General features: G+C 63.6%; 16 protein-coding genes, 1 tRNA gene, 2 pseudogenes and 1 riboswitch. Of the genes and pseudogenes, 11 read left to right on the plus strand and 8 right to left on the minus strand.

Annotated elements, in window-relative coordinates; all coding sequences use genetic code 11:
• Window positions 1-197: 197 nt before the first annotated feature.
• Window positions 198-590: a Co2+/Mg2+ efflux protein ApaG gene (gene apaG / locus FXB40_RS23435; protein WP_187437084.1), complete on the minus strand. Its 393-nt coding sequence runs from the start codon at window positions 588-590 to the stop codon at window positions 198-200.
• Between the two features lie 196 nt (window positions 591-786).
• Between apaG and FXB40_RS23440 the strand changes: the two genes are divergently transcribed.
• From FXB40_RS23440 to FXB40_RS23450, 3 genes are read left to right on the plus strand one after another with little or no spacing between them, the layout of a single operon-like run.
• Window positions 787-2,067, plus strand: coding sequence for an OpgC domain-containing protein (locus FXB40_RS23440; protein ID WP_148774574.1), 1,281 nt, complete (start codon window positions 787-789; stop codon window positions 2,065-2,067).
• Window positions 2,067-2,837 (plus strand): SGNH/GDSL hydrolase family protein, encoded by a 771-nt coding sequence (locus FXB40_RS23445; protein ID WP_148774575.1) that lies wholly within the window; start codon window positions 2,067-2,069, stop codon window positions 2,835-2,837. The genes FXB40_RS23440 and FXB40_RS23445 overlap by 1 nt, the downstream gene beginning before the upstream one ends.
• A 12-nt stretch (window positions 2,838-2,849) precedes the next feature.
• The gene (locus tag FXB40_RS23450) at window positions 2,850-3,845 is read left to right on the plus strand and encodes an SGNH/GDSL hydrolase family protein (protein ID WP_148774576.1); all 996 of its coding nucleotides are present in this window, start codon (window positions 2,850-2,852) and stop codon (window positions 3,843-3,845) included.
• Between the two features lie 127 nt (window positions 3,846-3,972).
• Here the strand turns inward: FXB40_RS23450 and FXB40_RS23455 are convergent, their stop codons facing one another.
• On the minus strand, window positions 3,973-5,169 hold the full coding sequence (locus FXB40_RS23455; protein ID WP_148774577.1) for an O-succinylhomoserine sulfhydrylase: 1,197 nt from the start codon (window positions 5,167-5,169) through the stop codon (window positions 3,973-3,975).
• A gap of 70 nt (window positions 5,170-5,239) precedes the next feature.
• Window positions 5,240-5,319: riboswitch (SAM riboswitch) on the minus strand.
• 109 nt (window positions 5,320-5,428) lie between these two features.
• On the opposite strand from FXB40_RS23455, the gene FXB40_RS23460 reads away from it, so the two are divergent.
• From FXB40_RS23460 to FXB40_RS23470, 3 genes and pseudogenes are all read left to right on the plus strand, one after another.
• Window positions 5,429-6,535 carry a 2'-deoxycytidine 5'-triphosphate deaminase gene (locus FXB40_RS23460; protein ID WP_148774578.1) on the plus strand — a complete coding sequence of 369 codons (1,107 nt, stop codon included), beginning with the start codon at window positions 5,429-5,431 and terminating at the stop codon, window positions 6,533-6,535.
• Between the two features lie 220 nt (window positions 6,536-6,755).
• Window positions 6,756-7,804 (plus strand): annotated as a pseudogene (locus FXB40_RS23465) (hypothetical protein).
• A 166-nt stretch (window positions 7,805-7,970) separates the two neighbouring features.
• Window positions 7,971-9,416, plus strand: coding sequence for an MATE family efflux transporter (locus FXB40_RS23470; RefSeq protein ID WP_148774579.1), 1,446 nt, complete (start codon window positions 7,971-7,973; stop codon window positions 9,414-9,416).
• On the opposite strand, the gene FXB40_RS23475 is transcribed toward FXB40_RS23470, so the two are convergent.
• The 5 genes from FXB40_RS23475 to FXB40_RS23495 form a co-directional block, all read right to left on the minus strand.
• Complete coding sequence (locus FXB40_RS23475) at window positions 9,413-9,928, minus strand: hypothetical protein (protein ID WP_187437085.1); 516 nt, start codon at window positions 9,926-9,928, stop codon at window positions 9,413-9,415. The two genes, FXB40_RS23470 and FXB40_RS23475, sit on opposite strands and share 4 nt — an antisense overlap.
• A 169-nt stretch (window positions 9,929-10,097) precedes the next feature.
• A complete protein-coding gene (locus FXB40_RS23480; protein ID WP_148774581.1) occupies window positions 10,098-10,487 on the minus strand; it encodes an SRPBCC family protein in 390 nt (129 codons plus the stop codon).
• Between the two features lie 141 nt (window positions 10,488-10,628).
• Window positions 10,629-10,988 carry a VOC family protein gene (locus FXB40_RS23485; RefSeq protein ID WP_187437086.1) on the minus strand — a complete coding sequence of 120 codons (360 nt, stop codon included), beginning with the start codon at window positions 10,986-10,988 and terminating at the stop codon, window positions 10,629-10,631.
• Window positions 10,989-11,044: 56 nt separating this feature from the next.
• Window positions 11,045-11,884 carry a helix-turn-helix transcriptional regulator gene (locus tag FXB40_RS23490; protein ID WP_148774583.1) on the minus strand — a complete coding sequence of 280 codons (840 nt, stop codon included), beginning with the start codon at window positions 11,882-11,884 and terminating at the stop codon, window positions 11,045-11,047.
• 9 nt (window positions 11,885-11,893) lie between these two features.
• Window positions 11,894-12,472, minus strand: coding sequence for a methylated-DNA--[protein]-cysteine S-methyltransferase (locus FXB40_RS23495; protein ID WP_148774584.1), 579 nt, complete (start codon window positions 12,470-12,472; stop codon window positions 11,894-11,896).
• Window positions 12,473-12,647: 175 nt separating this feature from the next.
• Here FXB40_RS23495 and FXB40_RS23500 point away from each other — a divergent pair.
• Window positions 12,648-12,721, plus strand: a tRNA-Gly gene (locus FXB40_RS23500).
• A gap of 17 nt (window positions 12,722-12,738) precedes the next feature.
• Entirely contained in the window at window positions 12,739-13,182 is a 444-nt protein-coding gene (gene rpiB, locus FXB40_RS23505; RefSeq protein WP_148774585.1) for a ribose 5-phosphate isomerase B, read from the plus strand.
• A gap of 9 nt (window positions 13,183-13,191) precedes the next feature.
• Here the strand turns inward: rpiB and FXB40_RS23510 are convergent.
• Window positions 13,192-13,305 (minus strand): annotated as a pseudogene (locus FXB40_RS23510) (alpha/beta fold hydrolase); the annotation flags it as partial.
• Window positions 13,306-13,463: 158 nt separating this feature from the next.
• Here FXB40_RS23510 and FXB40_RS23515 point away from each other — a divergent pair.
• From FXB40_RS23515 to FXB40_RS23525, 3 genes are all read left to right on the plus strand, one after another.
• On the plus strand, window positions 13,464-16,640 hold the full coding sequence (locus FXB40_RS23515; RefSeq protein ID WP_246207855.1) for a VCBS domain-containing protein: 3,177 nt from the start codon (window positions 13,464-13,466) through the stop codon (window positions 16,638-16,640).
• 174 nt (window positions 16,641-16,814) lie between these two features.
• Entirely contained in the window at window positions 16,815-17,396 is a 582-nt protein-coding gene (locus FXB40_RS23520) for a helix-turn-helix domain-containing protein (RefSeq protein WP_187437087.1), read from the plus strand.
• Window positions 17,396-17,908 (plus strand): GNAT family N-acetyltransferase, encoded by a 513-nt coding sequence (locus tag FXB40_RS23525; protein WP_187437088.1) that lies wholly within the window; start codon window positions 17,396-17,398, stop codon window positions 17,906-17,908. The genes FXB40_RS23520 and FXB40_RS23525 overlap by 1 nt, the downstream gene beginning before the upstream one ends.
• Window positions 17,909-17,910: the final 2 nt, after the last annotated feature.

The raw sequence follows: 17,910 nt of genomic DNA on the forward strand, positions 1-17,910 counted from the left end.
ATCGACCCAGAGGCTCCACCCGCGCGGCCTGAGCGCCACATCCCGAACTCTATAGCAACCATGCGCGCCCGATTGATCCGCGCGCTCATCAAAACCCTGCCGCGATGTCCCTGCTGTGGCGTCGGCGCAGCATCCAACGGACGTCGACGCCCATGACGCAGTAAGACTAATCCACCCTACAGCACTCTCATCAGCCCCTAATTCAACACCCGCTTGTTGTCCGGGCTGTCCAGCGAAAACGTCGGCACGTCGATCTCGAAACGTTCGCCGCTTGCGCTGACCATCTGGTAGCGGCCGGTCATGAAGCCGGAGGCGGTCGAGAGGGGCACGCCGGAGGTGTATTCGAAGCGCTCGCCGGGGGCGAGCGTCGGCTGCTCGCCGACCACGCCTTCGCCCTTGACCTCCTGCTGCCGGCCGGAGGCGTCGGTGATGATCCAGTGCCGCGTCTTGAGCTGCACGGTCTCGTCGCCGGAATTGGTGATGACGATGGTGTAGGACCAGAAATAGCGCGAACGGTCGGCCGACGACTGCTCCGGAACAAAGTTCGGCTCGACGGTCACTTCGATCTGGCGGGTCACGGCGCGGTACATGATTGCCATCATAACGAAAACCCGGCCGGGAACCAAACGCCGCAGGCGGCTTTCGCGACATCGTCCCGCCAGAATTGACAGGGAAGTACACCCCCAAAGAATACACCCGTATGTGATCCGGCCGCTTTGCGAGGCGGCGACTGGACCGGTACACTCCTTTGAACGTCGCGATTTGCGGAAGGGTTTTTGGGCCCCGATGACCATTGCCGATCAAGTGACGGGATCGACGATCGCGGGAACCGCGGGTGCCAAACCTGCGGACGTCAAGCCTGCGGATGCCAAACCCGTGGCAGCGAGGCCGCGCGCGCCGGCGATCACGCTGCCCGCCATCGGCGAGCGCGAACTCAGGCTCGACCTGTTCCGGGGCCTCGCACTGTGGCTGATCTTCATCGACCATCTGCCGCCGAATCTGCTGACCTGGTTCACGATCCGCAATTACGGCTTCAGCGACGCCACCGAGATCTTCATCTTCATCTCCGGCTATACCGCCGCCTTCGTCTATGGCCGCGCCATGCTGGAAGGCGGCTTCGTCATCGCCACCGCGCGCATCCTGCGCCGGGTCTGGCAGATCTATGTCGCCCACGTCTTCCTGTTCACGATCTTCCTCGCCGAGATATCCTACGTTGCGACCAGCTTCGAGAACCCGCTCTACACCGAAGAGATGGGCATCATGGATTTCCTCAAGCAGCCCGACGTGACCATCGTGCAGGCGCTACTGTTGCGCTTCCGTCCCGTCAACATGGACGTGCTGCCGCTGTATATCGTCTTGATGCTGGCGCTGCCGTTGATCCTGTGGTCGATGAAATGGCGGCCCGACGTGACGCTCGCGCTCTCGGCTTTGCTCTATGTGGCAACCTGGGAATTCGACCTCTATTTCTCCGCCTATCCGAACGGCTTCTGGGCGTTCAATCCGCTCGCCTGGCAATTGCTGTTCGTGTTCGGGGCATGGTGCGCGCTCGGAGGTGCGCGACGCATGTCACGTATTCTGGCGTCGCCCGTGGCAATGTGGATCTCGATCGCTTATCTCGTCGCGGCGTTCTACGTGACGCTGACCTGGTACGTGCCCCAGCTCGGCCATCTCATGCCGAAGCGACTCGAGCAGTGGATGTATCCGATCGACAAGACCGACCTCGACGTGCTGCGCTTCACGCATTTCCTGGCGCTGGCCGCGCTCACCGTGCGTTTCCTGCCGCGGGAGTGGCCGGGCCTGAAATCGCCGTGGTTGCGGCCGCTGATCCTGTGCGGCCAGCACTCGCTGGAGATCTTCTGCCTCGGCGTCTTCCTGGCCTTTGCCGGCCATTTCATCCTGGCAGAGGTCGCCGGGGGACCGGCCATGCATGCGCTGATTAGTCTCTCCGGAATCCTGATCATGTGGGGCGTTGCCTGGGTGATTTCGTGGTACAAGCAGGTAGCCGACAAGAGCGGTACGAAAACCAAAACCGCCGCCGGCAACGCCGATCTGGCGGGAGGGGGCTGATGAAGGCGAAGGTTCTCCTGAGCCTGATCCTGCTGTGCGCTGGTCTCGTCGCGCCTCCGGCGCGCGCGGGCGAAGCCGTGCCTGCCGCGCCCGCAGCCTGCGAATTGCCGCCTTATCTGCTCACCACCGAAAGCCAGCTCCACAAGGTTGCCGAGACCGTCAAGGCCGGCAAGTCGCTCGAGATCCTGGTGATCGGCAGCCGCTCCACCACCATTCCGTCCTCGGAGGACAGCTCCTATCCCGCGCGCATGCAGGCCATTTTGAAGGACAAGCTGCCGCCTGCGGAGACCGTGCACGTCTCCGTAGAAATACAGAGCAAGAAGACCGCGGAGGAGGCCGCCGGAACCTTCGTTAAGCTGATGGAAGCAAAAACACCTACTTTGGTCATCTGGCAGACCGGGACCGTGGATGCTATCCGCTCCATCGATCCCGACGATTTCCGCGGCGCCGTGACCGAAGGGGTCACTGCGTTGCAAAATGCAGGGGCTGACGTCGTCTTGATGAATTTGCAGTACAGCCCGCGTACCGAAACCATGATCTCGGCGCCGCCCTATCTCGATAATATGCGGGTGGTGGCGCAGGAGCATGATGTCCCGCTGTTCGACCGTTTCGCAATGATGCGGCAGTGGAATGACCAGGGTCAGTTCGACCTGTTCAGCCCCTCCCGGGGCCCTGAGCTGGCGAAACAGGTCCATGACTGCATCGGCCGGGCGTTGGCACAGTTTGTGATCGACGCTGCCCATCTGGGGCCGGCCCAGCAGCAAAATTGAGGTCTAGCGTTAATGAGTTCTCTCCGCCCTTTTGGCCTGTCGACATGGCTGGCCGCGTCCGCAGCGGCGGCGCTGCTGATGCTGATGCCTGCGATGCAGGCACCTGCTCACGCTCAAGCCGCCCAGGCGACGCCCGCGCCGCAGCAGGCTGCTAATCCCGCACCGGCATCACCGTCCCAGACGACTGTCGCCGCGACGTCGCCCACCGAGCAGCGCGGGCTCACCTCGCGCGCCATCGACAAGGTGAAGCAGGTCGCGAAATCCGCTGGCGACATTTTCAGCCGCGTGCCTTGTTTGTCGCCGAAGGGCAGTTCGAAGACGATGGGCTCGCTGCCGCATGTCGCGGGCAAGCTCGTCGCCGGCAAGCCCGTCGTGATCGTCGCGTTCGGCTCGTCGTCGACGGCGGGCTATGGCGCAAGCTCGCCCGACTTCAACTATCCGAACCGTCTCGCCGCGCAGCTGCGCCGGCAATATCCGACCGCCGACATCACCGTCATCAATGCCGGAATCGGCGGCGAGGACGCGCCCGAGATGATGAAGCGCCTCCAGAAGGAGGTGATCGACGTGCATCCGGATCTCGTGATCTGGCAGGTCGGCACCAATGCCGTGCTGCGCAATCTCGATCCCGGTGACACCGCCAAGATGGTCGAGGAGGGCATCACCCGCATCCAGGCCGCCGGCGATGCCGACGTCGTGCTGGTCGACCCGCAATATTCACCGCGCGTCACCGAGCGTCCCGAAAGCGCAAGCAAGATGGTGAAGCTGCTCGGCAAGGTCGCCGAGCTCCGTCACGTCGGCATCTTCCCGCGCTTCGAGGTGATGCGCGAATGGCACGAGAAGCAGGCGCTCCCGGTCGAGAGCTTCGTCATCGCCGATGGCCTGCACATGAACGATTGGGGCTATGCCTGCTTCGCCCAGCTGCTCGGCGACGACATCATCCGCTCCGTCGGCCAGATCAAGCTGGGCGTGAACGTGCCCGCGGACGTGCGGACGTACCGGCCGATGTAGGCGTCGGTGCGTAGGGCGGGTTAGCGGAGCGTAACCCGCCGTGCATCAGCGATTGCGGAACGAAGTTGGCGGGTTACGCTTCGCTAACCCGCCCTACGACCCTACGAAACCGAGCCCTTGGCTCGCCTCACGCCTTCTCCAGCGCCGCCGTCAGATCCTCGATCAGATCATCCGCATGCTCGAGCCCGGCCGAGAAGCGGATAAAGCCTTCGCTGATGCCGAGCGCGGCGCGATCCTCGGGCTTCAGCCGCTGATGCGTCGTCGTCGCCGGATGCGTGACGAGGCTCTTGGCGTCGCCAAGATTGTTCGAGATTTTTGCAAGCTTGAGCTCGTTGAGCACGCGGAACGCACCCTGCTTGCCGCCCTTGACCTCGAAGCCGACCAGCGTCGAGCCGCCGCGCATCTGCTTTTTCACCAGCGCGGCCTGCGGATGATCGGCGCGGCCGGGATAGATCAGACGCGAGATTTTCGGATGGCTCGCCAGCACGTCGGCGATGCGCGCCGCTGTCTCCGTCTGCGCGCGCACGCGCACGCCGAGCGTCTCCAGGCCCTTGAGCAGCACCCAGGCGTTGAACGGCGAGATCGACGGGCCGGTCTGGCGCATGAAATTGTGAATGTGCTCGGCGATGAAGGCTTCCGAGGACAGGATAATACCGCCGAGGCAGCGGCCCTGGCCGTCGATATGCTTGGTCGCGGAGTAGACCACGACATCCGCGCCGAGCGCGAGCGGGCTCTGCCAGATCGGCGTCGCAAACACGTTGTCGACGACGAGCCGCGCGCCGCCGCTATGCGCGATCTCGGCAATCGCGGGAATGTCGAGCACGTCGAGCGTCGGATTGGTCGGGCTCTCCAGGAAGAACGTCTTGGTGTTCGGCTTGAGCGCACGCTGCCACTGGTCGAGATCGGCTCCGTCGACCAGCGTGGTCTCGATGCCGTAGCGGGGCAACAGATCCTGAATGACGTAGAGGCACGAGCCGAACAGCGCGCGAGATGCGACGACATGATCGCCGGCCTTTAGCGGCGCCAGGATCGCGGTCGTCACCGCGGCCATGCCGGTTGCGGCCGAGCGGGCGGCCTCAGCGCGTTCGAGCTCGATCATGCGGCGTTCGAACATCGAAATCGTCGGGTTGGAGTAGCGCGAATAGATGAAGCCGGGGTCCTCGCCCTTGAACCGCGCCTCGCACTCCTCGGCGCTGTTGTAGACATAGCCCTGGGTCAGGAACAGCGCCTCCGACGTCTCGCCATATTGCGAGCGCAGGGTGCCGGAATGAACCAGACGGGTTTCGGGACGGTATTGCGTGGTGGACGCCGGGGACTTCGACATAGGATCTCCTCTGCTGACCATCGAAAATGGTCACAAAAAAACCGGCCTGGATAACTTCCACGGGCCGGGATCACAGAGGTCCCCGGCCTGTTTAGCGACTTATTTAACGTGGCTGCAAGCCGGCCGGCTCAAATCACCACGGGATAAGTGATGCTCATATTCCGCAATGGCCTTTCCGTCAAGGCGTCCATCGGATAGCCGTAAAAGGCTAGTATTTCCCGCATGTCCGGATGTATTTGACCCCGATGAGGACCCCCGGTTGACGTTCACGGTTGCCGCCGACGCCAATGGTATCCTGCCCGACTGCATGATTGCGGCGATGGCGGAAGCGGGCCTCATCCTGCCTGCCTACGACTTCGTCGAAAGCCAGATCCAGCCGGCGAGCCTCGATTTGCGCCTCGGTGACATCGCCTACCGCGTGCGCGCGAGCTTCCTGCCCGGCCCCGGTGCCACCGTCGCCGAGCGCATCGACCAGTTGAAGCTGCACGAGTTCAGCCTCGCCGACGGCGCGGTGCTGGAGACCAACTGCGTCTACATCGTGCCGCTGCTCGAGAGCCTGGCGCTGCCGCCGGAGATCGTCGCGGCAGCCAATCCGAAAAGCTCGACCGGCCGGCTCGACGTCTTCACCCGCGTGATCGCCGACGGCACGCGTCGTTTCGACATGATCGGCGCCGGCTATCACGGCCCGCTCTATGCCGAGATCAGCCCGAAGACGTTCCCGGTGCTGGTCAGCGAAGGTTCGCGCCTGTCACAGGTGCGTTTCCGCACCGGTGACGCCATCCTCAATGCCGACGAGCTCGATGCGTTGCATGCGTCCGAGCGTCTCGTCGACATCGATGATGCCGATCTCGCCGGCGGCGTCGCCGTCTCGGTCGATCTCTCCGGCGAAAGGGGTACGGGCTTCGTCGGCTACCGCGCGAAGCGCCACACCGGCGTGGTCGATGTCGATCGTCGCTCCGGCTACGCGGTGGAAGATTTCTGGGAGCCGATTTCGGCGCGTCCCGACGGCAGCCTGATCCTCGATCCCGGCGAGTTCTATATCCTCGCCTCCAAGGAAGCCGTGCAGGTGCCGCCCGATTACGCCGCGGAGATGGTGCCGTTCGATCCGCTGGTCGGCGAATTCCGCGTGCACTATGCCGGTTTCTTCGATCCCGGCTTCGGTTATGCCGGCGCGGGCGGCAAAGGATCGCGCGCCGTGCTGGAAGTGCGCTCGCGCGAAGTGCCCTTCATCCTCGAGCACGGCCAGATCGTCGGCCGCCTCGTCTACGAGAAGATGCTGTCACGCCCCGACGCCATGTACGGCCAGCGCATCGGCTCGAATTACCAGGCGCAGGGCCTGAAGCTCTCCAAGCATTTTCGGGTGTAGTGCCAGCCTCACACTCCGCTGTCGTCCCTGCCTAGTGCGCAATTGCGCACGGGGCGCAGGGACCCATAACCACAGGGAGTAGTTTGGCGAAGGCTCGTGGTTGCGAGCTTCCCGCAAAACTACTCCCTGTGGTTATGGGTCCCGGGTCGCGCTTCGCTTGCCCGGGACGACGGGGTAGAGTGTTGCGGCACCAACGACAATAACAAACCGGGAGCAAACGATGACCGCAGCAGACGCCGCGCAAGAATCCCAATGGAAACGCTGGCATGCGGTCGCCGATCTCTATCATGCTTGCTTCACCGGCCTCATCCTCACCGTCGTCACGCGGCGCGGCACGGCGGATGCCACCGAATTCGTCTTCCGCGTGTTCCGTCGCCAGCAGCAGGAACGCTTCCTGCCTGGCTTGCAAAAGCTCGGCCTCAGCCATCTGCCGCCGGCGGTAGCGGCTGCGCAATATCACTATCTCTCCAACTGGATCGGCGGCGTGCATGTCGAATACATGTATGAGAGCGATACCAAAGCCTGGATCCGCTATCCGCCGCCGCGCTGGATCTGGAAGGGCACCGCAATCTGCGGCGTGCCGGGCGAGGTCTCGCGCGCGATGCTGCGCGGCTGGCACGCCAACAACGGCGTTGCGCTCGGTGATACCAGGCTCGGCTTCGTCTGCACCAAGCAGAGCGTCGACGGCCAGGATGGTCTCGAAGGCTACTACCATCAATACGACCATCCGCTCGAGCTCGACCAGCGCCTGGTGTTCGCGCGGCACCTCGAAGCGCCGCTGTTCGACGCGAAGACGGCACCAGCTCTGCCGGTGTCGAGCTGGCCGAAGCCGCGGCTGGAAAGGGCCTATCGCAACTACGCGATGGAGTATGTCCGCACGGCTGCGCCCGTGATGGTGCAGCTGTTCGGGCCGGAAGATGCCGGTTATCTCCTGCACGTCACCGGCAAGCTGATCGGCATGCAATATTTCGACGAGGTCGCAGCCGCACTGTCGGCGACACTGGTGGCGCGAGCGAGTTCGCATCCTTCCTCAACGCGCTGTTCGCGGCGCAGGATGACGCGGCCGAGACCGCGCAATCCGAAGGCACGTTCGAAATCCGCCAGCAGAGCTGGAAGCTGATGGATGATGTCGCCGATTATCATCGCGCCTGCGCAAAAGTGCTTGAAGGGCTTTTCGAAGGGCTGGCTGCTGGATGCGGCCGGCATATCGGCGTGCATTTGCGCCCGACAGCGGGGGGCCGGCCGCCGCTGGTCTGGACGGTCGGGTAATTCCACCACTTGAAATGCGCTGCCGCAGGGCACGCCTGCAGCTGGCGCAGGAGGAATCGGTAGCCGCTGTGCTAACACGTCCGCACCGCGCTTTCTGCGCGAGGAAATTGATTGGCACATCTATGCATTGCTGCGCCGCAAATGGCGCTTATGCCCGGGAGAGGACATGACGGACATCGCCGAGATCCCGGTCGATGAGGAAGAACGTCCGCTGCCGCCGCCTCCGCGCCCCGTGCGGAGCGCGCTGACCGACGGGCCGATCCTGCGCACGCTGCTCGGACTTGCCTGGCCGAACGTGGTCGCGCTGTCCGCCGGCACCTGCGTGGTGATCGCGGAGACCTCCTATATCGGGCGTCTCGGCGTGGAAGCGCTGGCCGCGATGGCGCTGGTGTTTCCGACAGTGATCCTGACCATGACCATGTCGGGCGGCGCCATGGGCGGTGCCGTGGCGTCGGCCATCGCACGTGCGCTCGGCGCCGGCGATCGCGAACGCGCCGGAACGCTGGCCGCGCATGCGCTCCTGATCGGCATCACCTTCGGCCTCGTGTTCATGCTGGGCATGCTGATCTTCGGGCCTCAGGTGCTCACGATGCTGGGCGGCCGCGGCACTGTGCTGACGCATGCGATCGCCTACACGCAGGTGTTTTTCGGCGGCGCGGTGCTGCCCTGGCTGCTCAACACCATGGCGGGCGTGCTGCGCGGCACCGGCAACATGAAGCTGCCCTCGTTGTTGATGCTGAATTCCGCGGTCATGCAGGTCGTGCTTGGCGGCACGCTGGGCCTGGGGCTCGGGCCGGTGCCTCAGTTCGGCATGCGCGGTGTCGCGGCCGGCTCGCTGATCGCCTACTCCGTGAACATCTGCGTGATGGGCTGGTATCTGTTCTCCGGCCGCGCCCGTGTCGTGCCGAAATTGCGCGGGCTTCGCATTCAGTGGTCGATGTTCTTCGACATCCTGAAGGTCGGCGCGATCGCCTGCTTCTCGCCGTTGCAATCGGTGCTGACGATCTCGATCTTCACCCACATGCTGGCCAAATTCGGCACCGCGATCCTCGCCGGCTATGGCATCGGCGCGCGGCTCGAATTCCTGCTGACCTCGATCGCATTCTCGTTCGGCATCGCGTCGGTGCCGATGATCGGCATGGCGGTTGGTGCCGGTCGCATCGGGCGTGCGCGGCGCATCGCCTGGATCGCAGGCGCGAGTGCCTTCGTCGCGGTCGGTGCGCCGGCCTGCCTCGTTGCGCTGTTCCCCGACCTCTGGGTCAACATTTTTACGGACAGCGCCACGGTGCGCGCGACCAGCCATCAATATCTGTCAACGGTGGCGCCGTTCTACGCCTTCATCGGCCTCGCCTCGACGATGTACTTCTCGTCGCAAGGTGCGGCCAAGGTGATAGGCCCGGTGCTGGCGCAGACCGCGCGGCTGGTCTACATCGCGACCTGCGGCTGGTGGCTGTCGACGCACGATGCGACGGCGCAGAACTTCTTCTGGCTCGCCGCGAGCTCGATGGTCGTGCTCGGCCTGCTCTCGTGCTCCAGCGTGGTGCTGACCCGTTGGGGGCCGCGTGAGACGAAGCCGGCCGTGCGCCCGGTGCTTTCTGTTGCCGCTGATTAGCGATGCTTATGGCGGCGATGGCCTCCGCCGCCGACATTGGCGAGCCGCATCAATTGCGGGATCATCGCCATCATGTCGCCGCCACCGGCGCCGCCCAGCATGCGCATGATATCGCCGCCGCCCATGCCGCCGATTCCCATTGGCATGGTGCCTCCGCCCATCGGCGCATAGCCGCCGTAATTGGGCGCGCCGTAGCCGCCGCCGAAATTGCCGCCGGTGACACCGCCAAGTCCGCCGCCCATTCCACCACCGCCCATCATGCCACCGAGCCCGCCGCCGCCATTTTCCATCATGCGGCTCATCATCGGGCCCATGGTCTGCATTATCATGGCGAAGCGGCGCTTGCCCATCTTCGCCTTCATCATCTCCAGCATCGGCGCCATCTGGGTCATCATGTCCTCGCCGCCGGCACCGCCGCCGCCGAGGAACTGCGCCTTCGCCGGCGTGCTCGCGACCGAAAACAGCAGCAGCACGGCGGCTGCCTGGCAGATCACCTTGTCCGCACCTCTCATGGCATGCTCCTCGCGTGCGTGGCTTCGCCGGGAGAGCGAAGCCAACCGGGCGCACGCGGCCATGGTTACGGCGGAGGAGGGCGGCGTTCTGTGAGAAAGATCACGTAGCGGCAGCATGATCCGGAAAAGTGTGCAGCGGTTTTCCGAAAAGATCATGCTCAAATAAGAGCTACGGAAACGCTTTGTGTATGGCGACCACAGCCTCCTTGGTCTGCCCCTGAACGTAAGCTGCAAGCTCGTTCGGCAGCATGTCGATGATCCAGACCAGGCGGCATTTCGCATCGCCCTCGGCGATCACCTGCACCGAGGCGCTGTAGTGCGTCAGCCGCTCGCTGTTGATCGCATAGACCAGCCGCTGCCGCGCGTCGTCGCAATCGACCAGCACCTCGCGTGCGACCGAGCCGTTGGCGAAGGTGACGATGCGGGCGTCGCCGTCGAGCTGGCAAGCGGTGACAAAGCCCGGCACCAGCCGCTGATGCAGCGCGCCGAAATCGCGCACTGCATCCCAGACGTCGTGGGCCGGGGCGGAGAGGGAGACATCGTTGTGGATAGAGGCCATGGAGGAAGTGTCCTTGATTTCATTGGGTGGTTGCCACAAGCACCGTCATTGCGAGCGCAGCGAAGCAATCCAGAGATGTCTCCGCGGAGACAGTCTGGACTGCTTCGTCGCTGCGCTCCTCGCAATGACGGAGGAGAGAGCTCACGCACAAACCGCCTCGACATTGTTGCCGTCCGGATCGATCAAAAATGCCGCATAATAGGTCGGGCTATAATCCTTGCGCGGCCCGGCGCCGCCATTGTCATGGCCGCCGCTCTTCAGGCCCTCGCTGTGAAACGCCTTCACCGCGTCATGGTCCTTGGCGCGAAACGCAATATGCGCGCCGTCGGCCTTGCGACCCTTGTTCAGATGCAGCCAGAGCGCCGGAGCGTCCTTCGGCCCGAAGCCGGCATAGCCGTCGCCGTTCGAACACAGGACGTAACCGAGCGGCGCCAGCGCCGCGGTGTAGAAACGCGTGGCGGCGTCGAGGTCGGCAACGCGCAGTCCGATATGGTCATACATGGTCATCTCCATTGCAAAGCGCGCCGCGAGGTGGCGCGCGCCGGAGAGGACCCTAGTCAGTTGAGGGCAAGCCGCTCTTGGAGAATCTTGCGCTTCCCCTTTGACGCCTGCCGGAACTTGGTTGGCGACACGCCGGCGGCGCGGTGGAAGGTACGGACGAAGTTGGAGAGGTCGCCGAAGCCGACGTCATAGGCGATGTCGGTCACCGCGATGTCGTCGTCAGCAAGCAGGCGCGCCGCGTGCCGCAGCCGCGAGCGCACCAGATATTGATGCGGGGTGACGCCGAGCGCGTTGGAAAACAGCCGCAGGAAATGGAACGGGCTCAAATCCGCCAGGCGTGCGGCCTGTTCAAGGTCGATCTCGGCATGCGAGTTGTCGTCGATCCACAGCGCGGCCTCGACAGCGCGGCGGCGGTCGCGCGCTGTCGGTGAGACCGGCTTGCGTGGCTTGCCCGAGACCACATCGACAAAGCGGCTCGCAAAAATCTGGCCGACCTCGTCGAGGCCGAGGTCGCTGTTGCCATCTGCTGCCGCTTGCGCGAGCTCGCCGAGCACCATCAGTTCGGGGAGCGGCGGCGTCGCGCCGACGCGCCAGAGCTCGCGGCGCCCGCCCAGCGCATCGACGAGATCCTCGCTGAAGAAGAACGACAGGCAGACGTCGCCGCTGACGTGCTCATGCGTGCAGGTGTATTCGTCGCCGGGCGCGCCGACCAGCAGCGAGCCCGCCACCAGCTCGAAGAACCCGGCGCGGCAATGGCAGCCGAAGCTCCCCGAGCGGACATAGGCGATGGAGTGACCCAGGCGGCATTCGGCAAACGGCTCGTCGCCTGGTCCCGCATCGCAGCGAAACTCGGAGACCGTTATCGCCTGTGACGTCAGCAGCCTGGTCGCATCCATTTCACCTATCTAGGTGGGGGACCGCGGCGGGGCAACGGGCAGCAGCACCTCGAACAGCGTCTTGCTGGCGATCGGATGGGCGCCTTCGAGCGCCAGCAGCCGCCGCTTGGAAATCACCCCGCCGTAAGGCGAGATCCGGTCGGCGTAGCCGCCGGCCTCGATCACCCGGTGGCAAGGCACGATGATCATGTAGGGATTTTTGGAGATCGCCTGCGCCACCGAATGCGCAGCGCCGGACGCGCCCAGCGCCTTGGCGATCTGGTGATAGGTGCGCGTCTCCCCGCGCGGAATGGTGCAGGCGTATTCATAGACCCGCCGGTTGAAGGCGGGAACGTCGCTGGCGTCCAGGCTGACGTCGGAAAAGTCGGGCTCGCTGCCTTGCAGCAAGGTGACGATGCCCTCGATCGCAAGCTCGGTGTTGAGCGGCACCGCCTGCTCGCGCGCCTCGGGATGGACCTGGAAAATCCGGCGGCGGGTATCGATCTCCCGCGCCTCCGGCAATTGCACGGCCACCACGCCGGAATTGCTCCAGACGATGCCGCAACGGCCGATGGCCGTGTCGAATATCGCGTAAGCACGCCCCACCATGCGCACGCCCCACACGCTGTACGTTCCTCAACCCGGCAGCGATCATAACACCGCCACAATTCGGCGCACCTGGAATCTTACCGAGACGTTAACAACCGTCCGGCCTGACGCGCCAAAGCGCTTGGCGCCGGACACCGTCTCGGCTAATCAGGACGGGCGCGGGACACGCGCATAAGCGGGCGTAGTTCAATGGTAGAACGGCAGCTTCCCAAGCTGCATACGAGGGTTCGATTCCCTTCGCCCGCTCCAATTCCATGGGACAGCGAATGGCCGACAACGACGAGAGCACGCGCTTGGTCGCCATTGCCTGTGATCACGGGGGCTTCGCCCTCAAGGAAGCCCTGAAAGTCGCGCTGCCCGATGTGACCTGGCTGGACCTCGGCACTGATCGCGCCGAGTCCGTCGACTATCCCGATTTCGCCAATAAGCTCGCCAATGCCATCAAAGGCGGCAAGGCGGCGCGCGGCATTCTGATCTGCGGGTCGGGCATCGGTATTTCGATCGCCGCCAACCGCCATGCGCACATCCGATGCGCGCTTGTGCACGATGTCACGTGCGCGCGGCTGTGCCGCCAGCACAACGATGCGAACGTTCTGGCGCTCGGCGGACGGATGATCGGCGAAGCGGTGGCGAAGGAATGCGTCGAAGCGTTCCTGAGCACGGTGTTCGAGGGCGGTCGCCATCAAAAGCGCATCGACAAGCTGGGATAGCGGCCGTCCTCAGTTCGGCAGGCTCCGCAAGAATTCGACGAGCGCCGCGTTCACCTCGGCCGGCCGCTCCTGCTGCGTCCAGTGTCCGCAGCCCGGCAGCATCTTGATCTCGCGCAGTTGCGGCCTCGCGCGTGCGCATCGTCGGTTCGGACCATACTGCAAGTGATGCACCATCATTCGCAGCTTCGCAGCAATGACGCATCGAGCGACATCAAGCGTTCGTCATCTGGGGGCACTAAACTTGCTTTGATGGTCAGCAGCGACTTATTGGCGCCGCGTTCTTGTTTCTGATCATCGAACAAAACATTCGGGTCCGGCCTGTTGCCGGGCAAACGGAGGCATTGATGCCAAACTCAGCACCTGTTTTCACCGCCGACGGTGGTAGCGACGGTTCCGTCACGCGCGTGTCGACCAGCACAACCGGGGCGCAGGCGGATGGCCAAAGTCACCAGCCCGTGTTCTCGCCCGACGGCACGAAAGTGGCGTTCGAATCCTATGCCGACAATCTGGTGCCCGGCGACACCAACGGTCTACCCGACGTCTTCGTGAAGGACCTGACGACTGGCGCGATCACGCTCGTCTCAACCAGTGCCAGCGGGGTGCAGGGGGATAGCTTAAGCTATCAGCCGGTTTTTTCGCCCGATGGTACCAAGCTGGCGTTCTCGTCTGCTTCCGACAATCTGGTGCCGGGCGATACCAATCAAGGTTACGACATCTTCGTGAAGGACCTGACCACCGGCGCCATCACGCGCGTGTCGACCAGTATCAGCGGGGCGCAGGCGGACGGCTTCCAGAGCACCAACCCGATATTCTCGCCTGACGGCACGAAGGTTGCGTTCTATTCCGATGCCGACAATCTCGTGTCGGGCGATACCGACCATGTGCGCGACATCTTCGTGAAGGACTTGACCACTGGCGCGATAACGCTCGTGGGAGCCAGTCCGTATAACGGAGGAGACGGCAGCGGCGGGGATCAGAATGGCTTTACCTTCGCCCCCTCGTTCTCGCCCGATGGCACCAAAATCGTATTCGGGTCCACCACAGGAGGTGGCGCCATCAGCAATATCTACATGAAGGATCTTGCCACCGGGGTCACCACGCTGGTGTCGGACAGCGCCAGCGGCGTTCACGGGAATGGCGGCAGCTACGACCCGGTGTTCTCGCCTGATGGCACCAAGGTGGCGTTCTATACCTTCGCCGATAACCTCGTGCCGGGGAGTTCCAATATCGGAATCGGCAACATTGTCGTTAAAGATCTGACCACAGGCGTGATCACGTTGGTATCGGCCAGTGCCGACGGAACCCCGCAGGACAACGGCGAAGCCCAGAAACCCGTGTTCTCGCCTGATGGCACCAAGATTGCGTTCTATTCCTTCGCCGACAATCTGGTGCCGGGTGCCAATGGCTTCGATATCTATGTGAAGGACCTGACCACCGGCGCCGTCACGGTTGTCTCGACCAACGCGAGCGGGACACGGGCAAACGGCAACAGCCAGCTTCCCGGCTTCTCGGCTGATGGCACCAAGTTGGTATTCGAGTCTTCAGCCAGCAACCTGGTGCCGGGCGATTCTAACGGTACTTCCGATATCTTTGTAAAAGATCTTGGTCAGCTATCCGTCACGGAAGCGAAGCTGACGGACAATGGCGCCGCCCATGTTTCGACATCGGGGGCGGTGTTTTTTACCGACGCGGACAAGACCGACACTCACACGATCTCGGTGGCATCGCAAAGCGGCGATCTCGGCACACTCACGGCCACCATCGACGATGCCGATGGCAAGGTGACGTGGAGCTATGATGTCTCTCACGCCAACATCGCTCCGCTCGCGGCCGGACAGACCCATACCGACACCTTCACCTTGACCCTCGACGACGGCCACGGCGGTTCCGCGACGCAGAACATCACCGTGACGCTGACAGGAATCGATGATGCACCCGTGATCGGCTCGGGTCCGACGGCAAGCTTCGCGGAGAATGGCACCGGCGTCGCCTACCACGTCGCGGCGACCGACGTGGACAGCCCCGCGCTGACCTATTCGCTGTCCGGCACTGACGCGGCTCTGTTCGACGTGTCGGCGAAGGGCGATGTGACGTTCAAGTCTGCGCCCGACTTCGAAGCGCCGAAAGACGCAAACCACGACAATGTCTATGACGTCACCGTAGCTGTCAGCGACGGGGAGAAAATCACCACAAAGAACGTCGCGATCACGGTCACTGACGTGAATGACACCGCTTCCGGCGGCGTTCTGATTGTCACCGGCTCGACCGGCTTCACATCGATCGATCGGGCAACGATCAGTATCGGCGTGACCGGGAACCTGCATGAGACCGGCAGCACCGGTGTCGTTAGCAACAGCCTGATCAGTGATCTCGGATCACTGAACGAAACCCAGGCGACGCTCGCGCTCGCGAACGATATGATCTTCGGCGGTTCCCTCGGTGTGATCGTCGCCAATGGTGGTGCCATCACCTTCGACAATGTGCATCTCGACGGGATTTCGCTCGACGCGACATCCGGCGGGCTGATCGGATCCGTTGCAGGCAGCACCAACACCTTCAACAACGTGACACTCAATGCTGGTACCGTGTTTGACGACAGTGCCGGAAGCGTTCTGAACGTCAGCGGCTTGCTGAACAACGGCGGCAAGATCGAGCTCTTCAATGCCACCAAAACTGTCCTGACCGGCGACGTCGTCGTCATCGGCAACGGCGAGATCAAGCTCGACCCGGGCTCCCTGGTTCTGAACAGCGGTGCGCATCACACGCTCGACCTTGAGGGCGGCACGATCGATGGCGCCGGCACGATCGGAAGCGGCGACCACAGCCTCACTTTGAATATCGGCTTCGCCGGCACGCTCGATGCGAACGGGTCCCAACCGCTTGAGGTGAACACCGGCAATTCCGTCACCAACAACGGCCTGATCGAAGCCACGCACGCCTCGCTCAATTTCGACGACGCCGTTTTCAACGGATTTGCAACGATCGCCGCCGATCAGGGCGGCGCGATCGACTTCAGGAACGGCCTGACAAATGGCGGCGGCCTCGTCGATGTCCGCGCCGGCAGTGAGGTGGATGTCTCAGGCAACCTCGTCAACAACGGCACTGTCCTGGATGGCGGCGTGCTCAAGGTCGATCATTTGAGCGGAACTGGAACTGTCTACGTCAACAACGCGACGTTGGCGGTCACGGGTAATCTCAGCAACAACGTCGTTCTGGCCGGTACAGATTCATTTGTCTTCGGGCCCGGTGCCAAGCAGACATCGGGTGTCATCGCAAACTATATGCCAGGCTCAACGCTGGTCCTGGATGGCTTCGACACCAAGGTGAACGTGGCCTTTGACTCTCAGACCGATATTCTGACGCTGACCGATGCGGATCATCATGCAATGACACTTCACCTCGCACCTGGATCCCTGGTCCCGCAGGTCCACGGCGCAGCGTCGGATTTTCTCGTTTAGCGAATTTTGGCCTTGCTTTGACCGCGGCCGCAAACCTTGGCGTGAAGAGCGCGGCGCCGCGCCAAAATTCCAATATATTAGCCCCGTGCTCCCGGCACGCACCGCTCCTCCGGCCTAATCTCCTCCCGCCCGGCGGATGCGGTCCTCGTGCCGGGCGATGTTCGGATAGAGGCCATGGACCAGCAAAAACTCGACAGGGCGATCGGTCGCCGATTGAAGATTCTGAGGACGCAGGCCGGCATGACCTTGAACGAACTCGCTAGCCGCTCCGGTGTCAGCCGGGCCATGATCGGGCGGGTGGAGCGGGCGCAGAGCAGTGCCACGGCGGCGCTGCTCAACAAGCTCTGTGCCGCGCTCGACGTCTCGCTCAGCGACGTCGTCGCGCTCTCGGAGAAGCCGCCGGAGCGGCTGACGCGGCTGGCCGACCAGCCGCAATGGCGCGATCCCGACAGCGGCTACCGGCGGCGTCATGCCTCGCCGGCCGATGCGGCGAGCGGCATCGAGATCATCGTCGTCGACCTGCCGGCCGGTGCGCGCGTCGCCTACAGCCCCTGGGGCCGCAACGCCTTCACCCAGCAACTGCTGATGCTGGAGGGTGCGGTCTGCGTGCATATCGACGCCAAGGCGGTGCGGCTGCGTGACGGCGACTGCCTCGACTTCGACGTGATGCGCTCGGTGACCTTCGAGAACGAAACCAAGCAGGATGCGCGCTACGTCATCATCACGCGGCGCGGCACGTCATACGGGAAGATGTGATGCCGCTGATCGTACGGGACGCCACGCTGGAGGATGCCGCGGATATCCTCGCCATCTACAATTTCGCCGCGATCAACACCACGGCGGTGTGGACCGACGGCCCGGCCGATCTCGACTCGCGCCGCGACTGGATCCGCGCACGGCAGCAGGCGGGCTATCCCGTTCTGGTCGCGATGAAGGGCAGGGACGTCGTCGGCTTCGCCTCGTTCGGCGATTTCCGTCCCTTTCCCGGCTATCGCCACACCGTGGAGAACTCGGTCTATGTCGACGAGCGGCATCATCGCGCAGGCATCGGCCGCAGCTTGGTGGCCGCGCTGATCGAGCGCGCAACGAGCCTGAACAAGCATGCCATGATCGCCGGGATCGATGCCGCCAACGCCGGCTCGATCGGCCTGCACGCCTCGCTCGGCTTCATCGAGGTTGCCCGCATGCCGGAGGTCGGCTGCAAGTTCGGCCGCTGGCTCGATCTCGTCTTCATGCAGAAGCAGCTTGCGAGCAACGTAAAGCCATGACC

It is taken from the genome of Bradyrhizobium rifense, assembly GCF_008123425.1.
Lineage (GTDB): Bacteria > Pseudomonadota > Alphaproteobacteria > Rhizobiales > Xanthobacteraceae > Bradyrhizobium > Bradyrhizobium rifense.

Coding starts and splice junctions, on each gene's coding strand:
- FXB40_RS23450 (WP_148774576.1), top strand. CDS start 2,850: ATGAGTTCTCTCCGCCCTTTTGGCCTGTCGACATGGCTGGCCGCGTCC.
- FXB40_RS23495 (WP_148774584.1), bottom strand. CDS start 12,472: ATGGTGGGGCGTGCTTACGCGATATTCGACACGGCCATCGGCCGTTGC.
- FXB40_RS23485 (WP_187437086.1), bottom strand. CDS start 10,988: ATGTATGACCATATCGGACTGCGCGTTGCCGACCTCGACGCCGCCACG.
- FXB40_RS23525 (WP_187437088.1), top strand. CDS start 17,396: ATGCCGCTGATCGTACGGGACGCCACGCTGGAGGATGCCGCGGATATC.
- FXB40_RS23490 (WP_148774583.1), bottom strand. CDS start 11,884: ATGGATGCGACCAGGCTGCTGACGTCACAGGCGATAACGGTCTCCGAG.
- FXB40_RS23440 (WP_148774574.1), top strand. CDS start 787: ATGACCATTGCCGATCAAGTGACGGGATCGACGATCGCGGGAACCGCG.
- apaG (WP_187437084.1), bottom strand. CDS start 590: ATGTACCGCGCCGTGACCCGCCAGATCGAAGTGACCGTCGAGCCGAAC.
- rpiB (WP_148774585.1), top strand. CDS start 12,739: ATGGCCGACAACGACGAGAGCACGCGCTTGGTCGCCATTGCCTGTGAT.
- FXB40_RS23475 (WP_187437085.1), bottom strand. CDS start 9,928: ATGAGAGGTGCGGACAAGGTGATCTGCCAGGCAGCCGCCGTGCTGCTG.
- FXB40_RS23445 (WP_148774575.1), top strand. CDS start 2,067: ATGAAGGCGAAGGTTCTCCTGAGCCTGATCCTGCTGTGCGCTGGTCTC.
- FXB40_RS23470 (WP_148774579.1), top strand. CDS start 7,971: ATGACGGACATCGCCGAGATCCCGGTCGATGAGGAAGAACGTCCGCTG.
- FXB40_RS23455 (WP_148774577.1), bottom strand. CDS start 5,169: ATGTCGAAGTCCCCGGCGTCCACCACGCAATACCGTCCCGAAACCCGT.
- FXB40_RS23480 (WP_148774581.1), bottom strand. CDS start 10,487: ATGGCCTCTATCCACAACGATGTCTCCCTCTCCGCCCCGGCCCACGAC.
- FXB40_RS23520 (WP_187437087.1), top strand. CDS start 16,815: ATGGACCAGCAAAAACTCGACAGGGCGATCGGTCGCCGATTGAAGATT.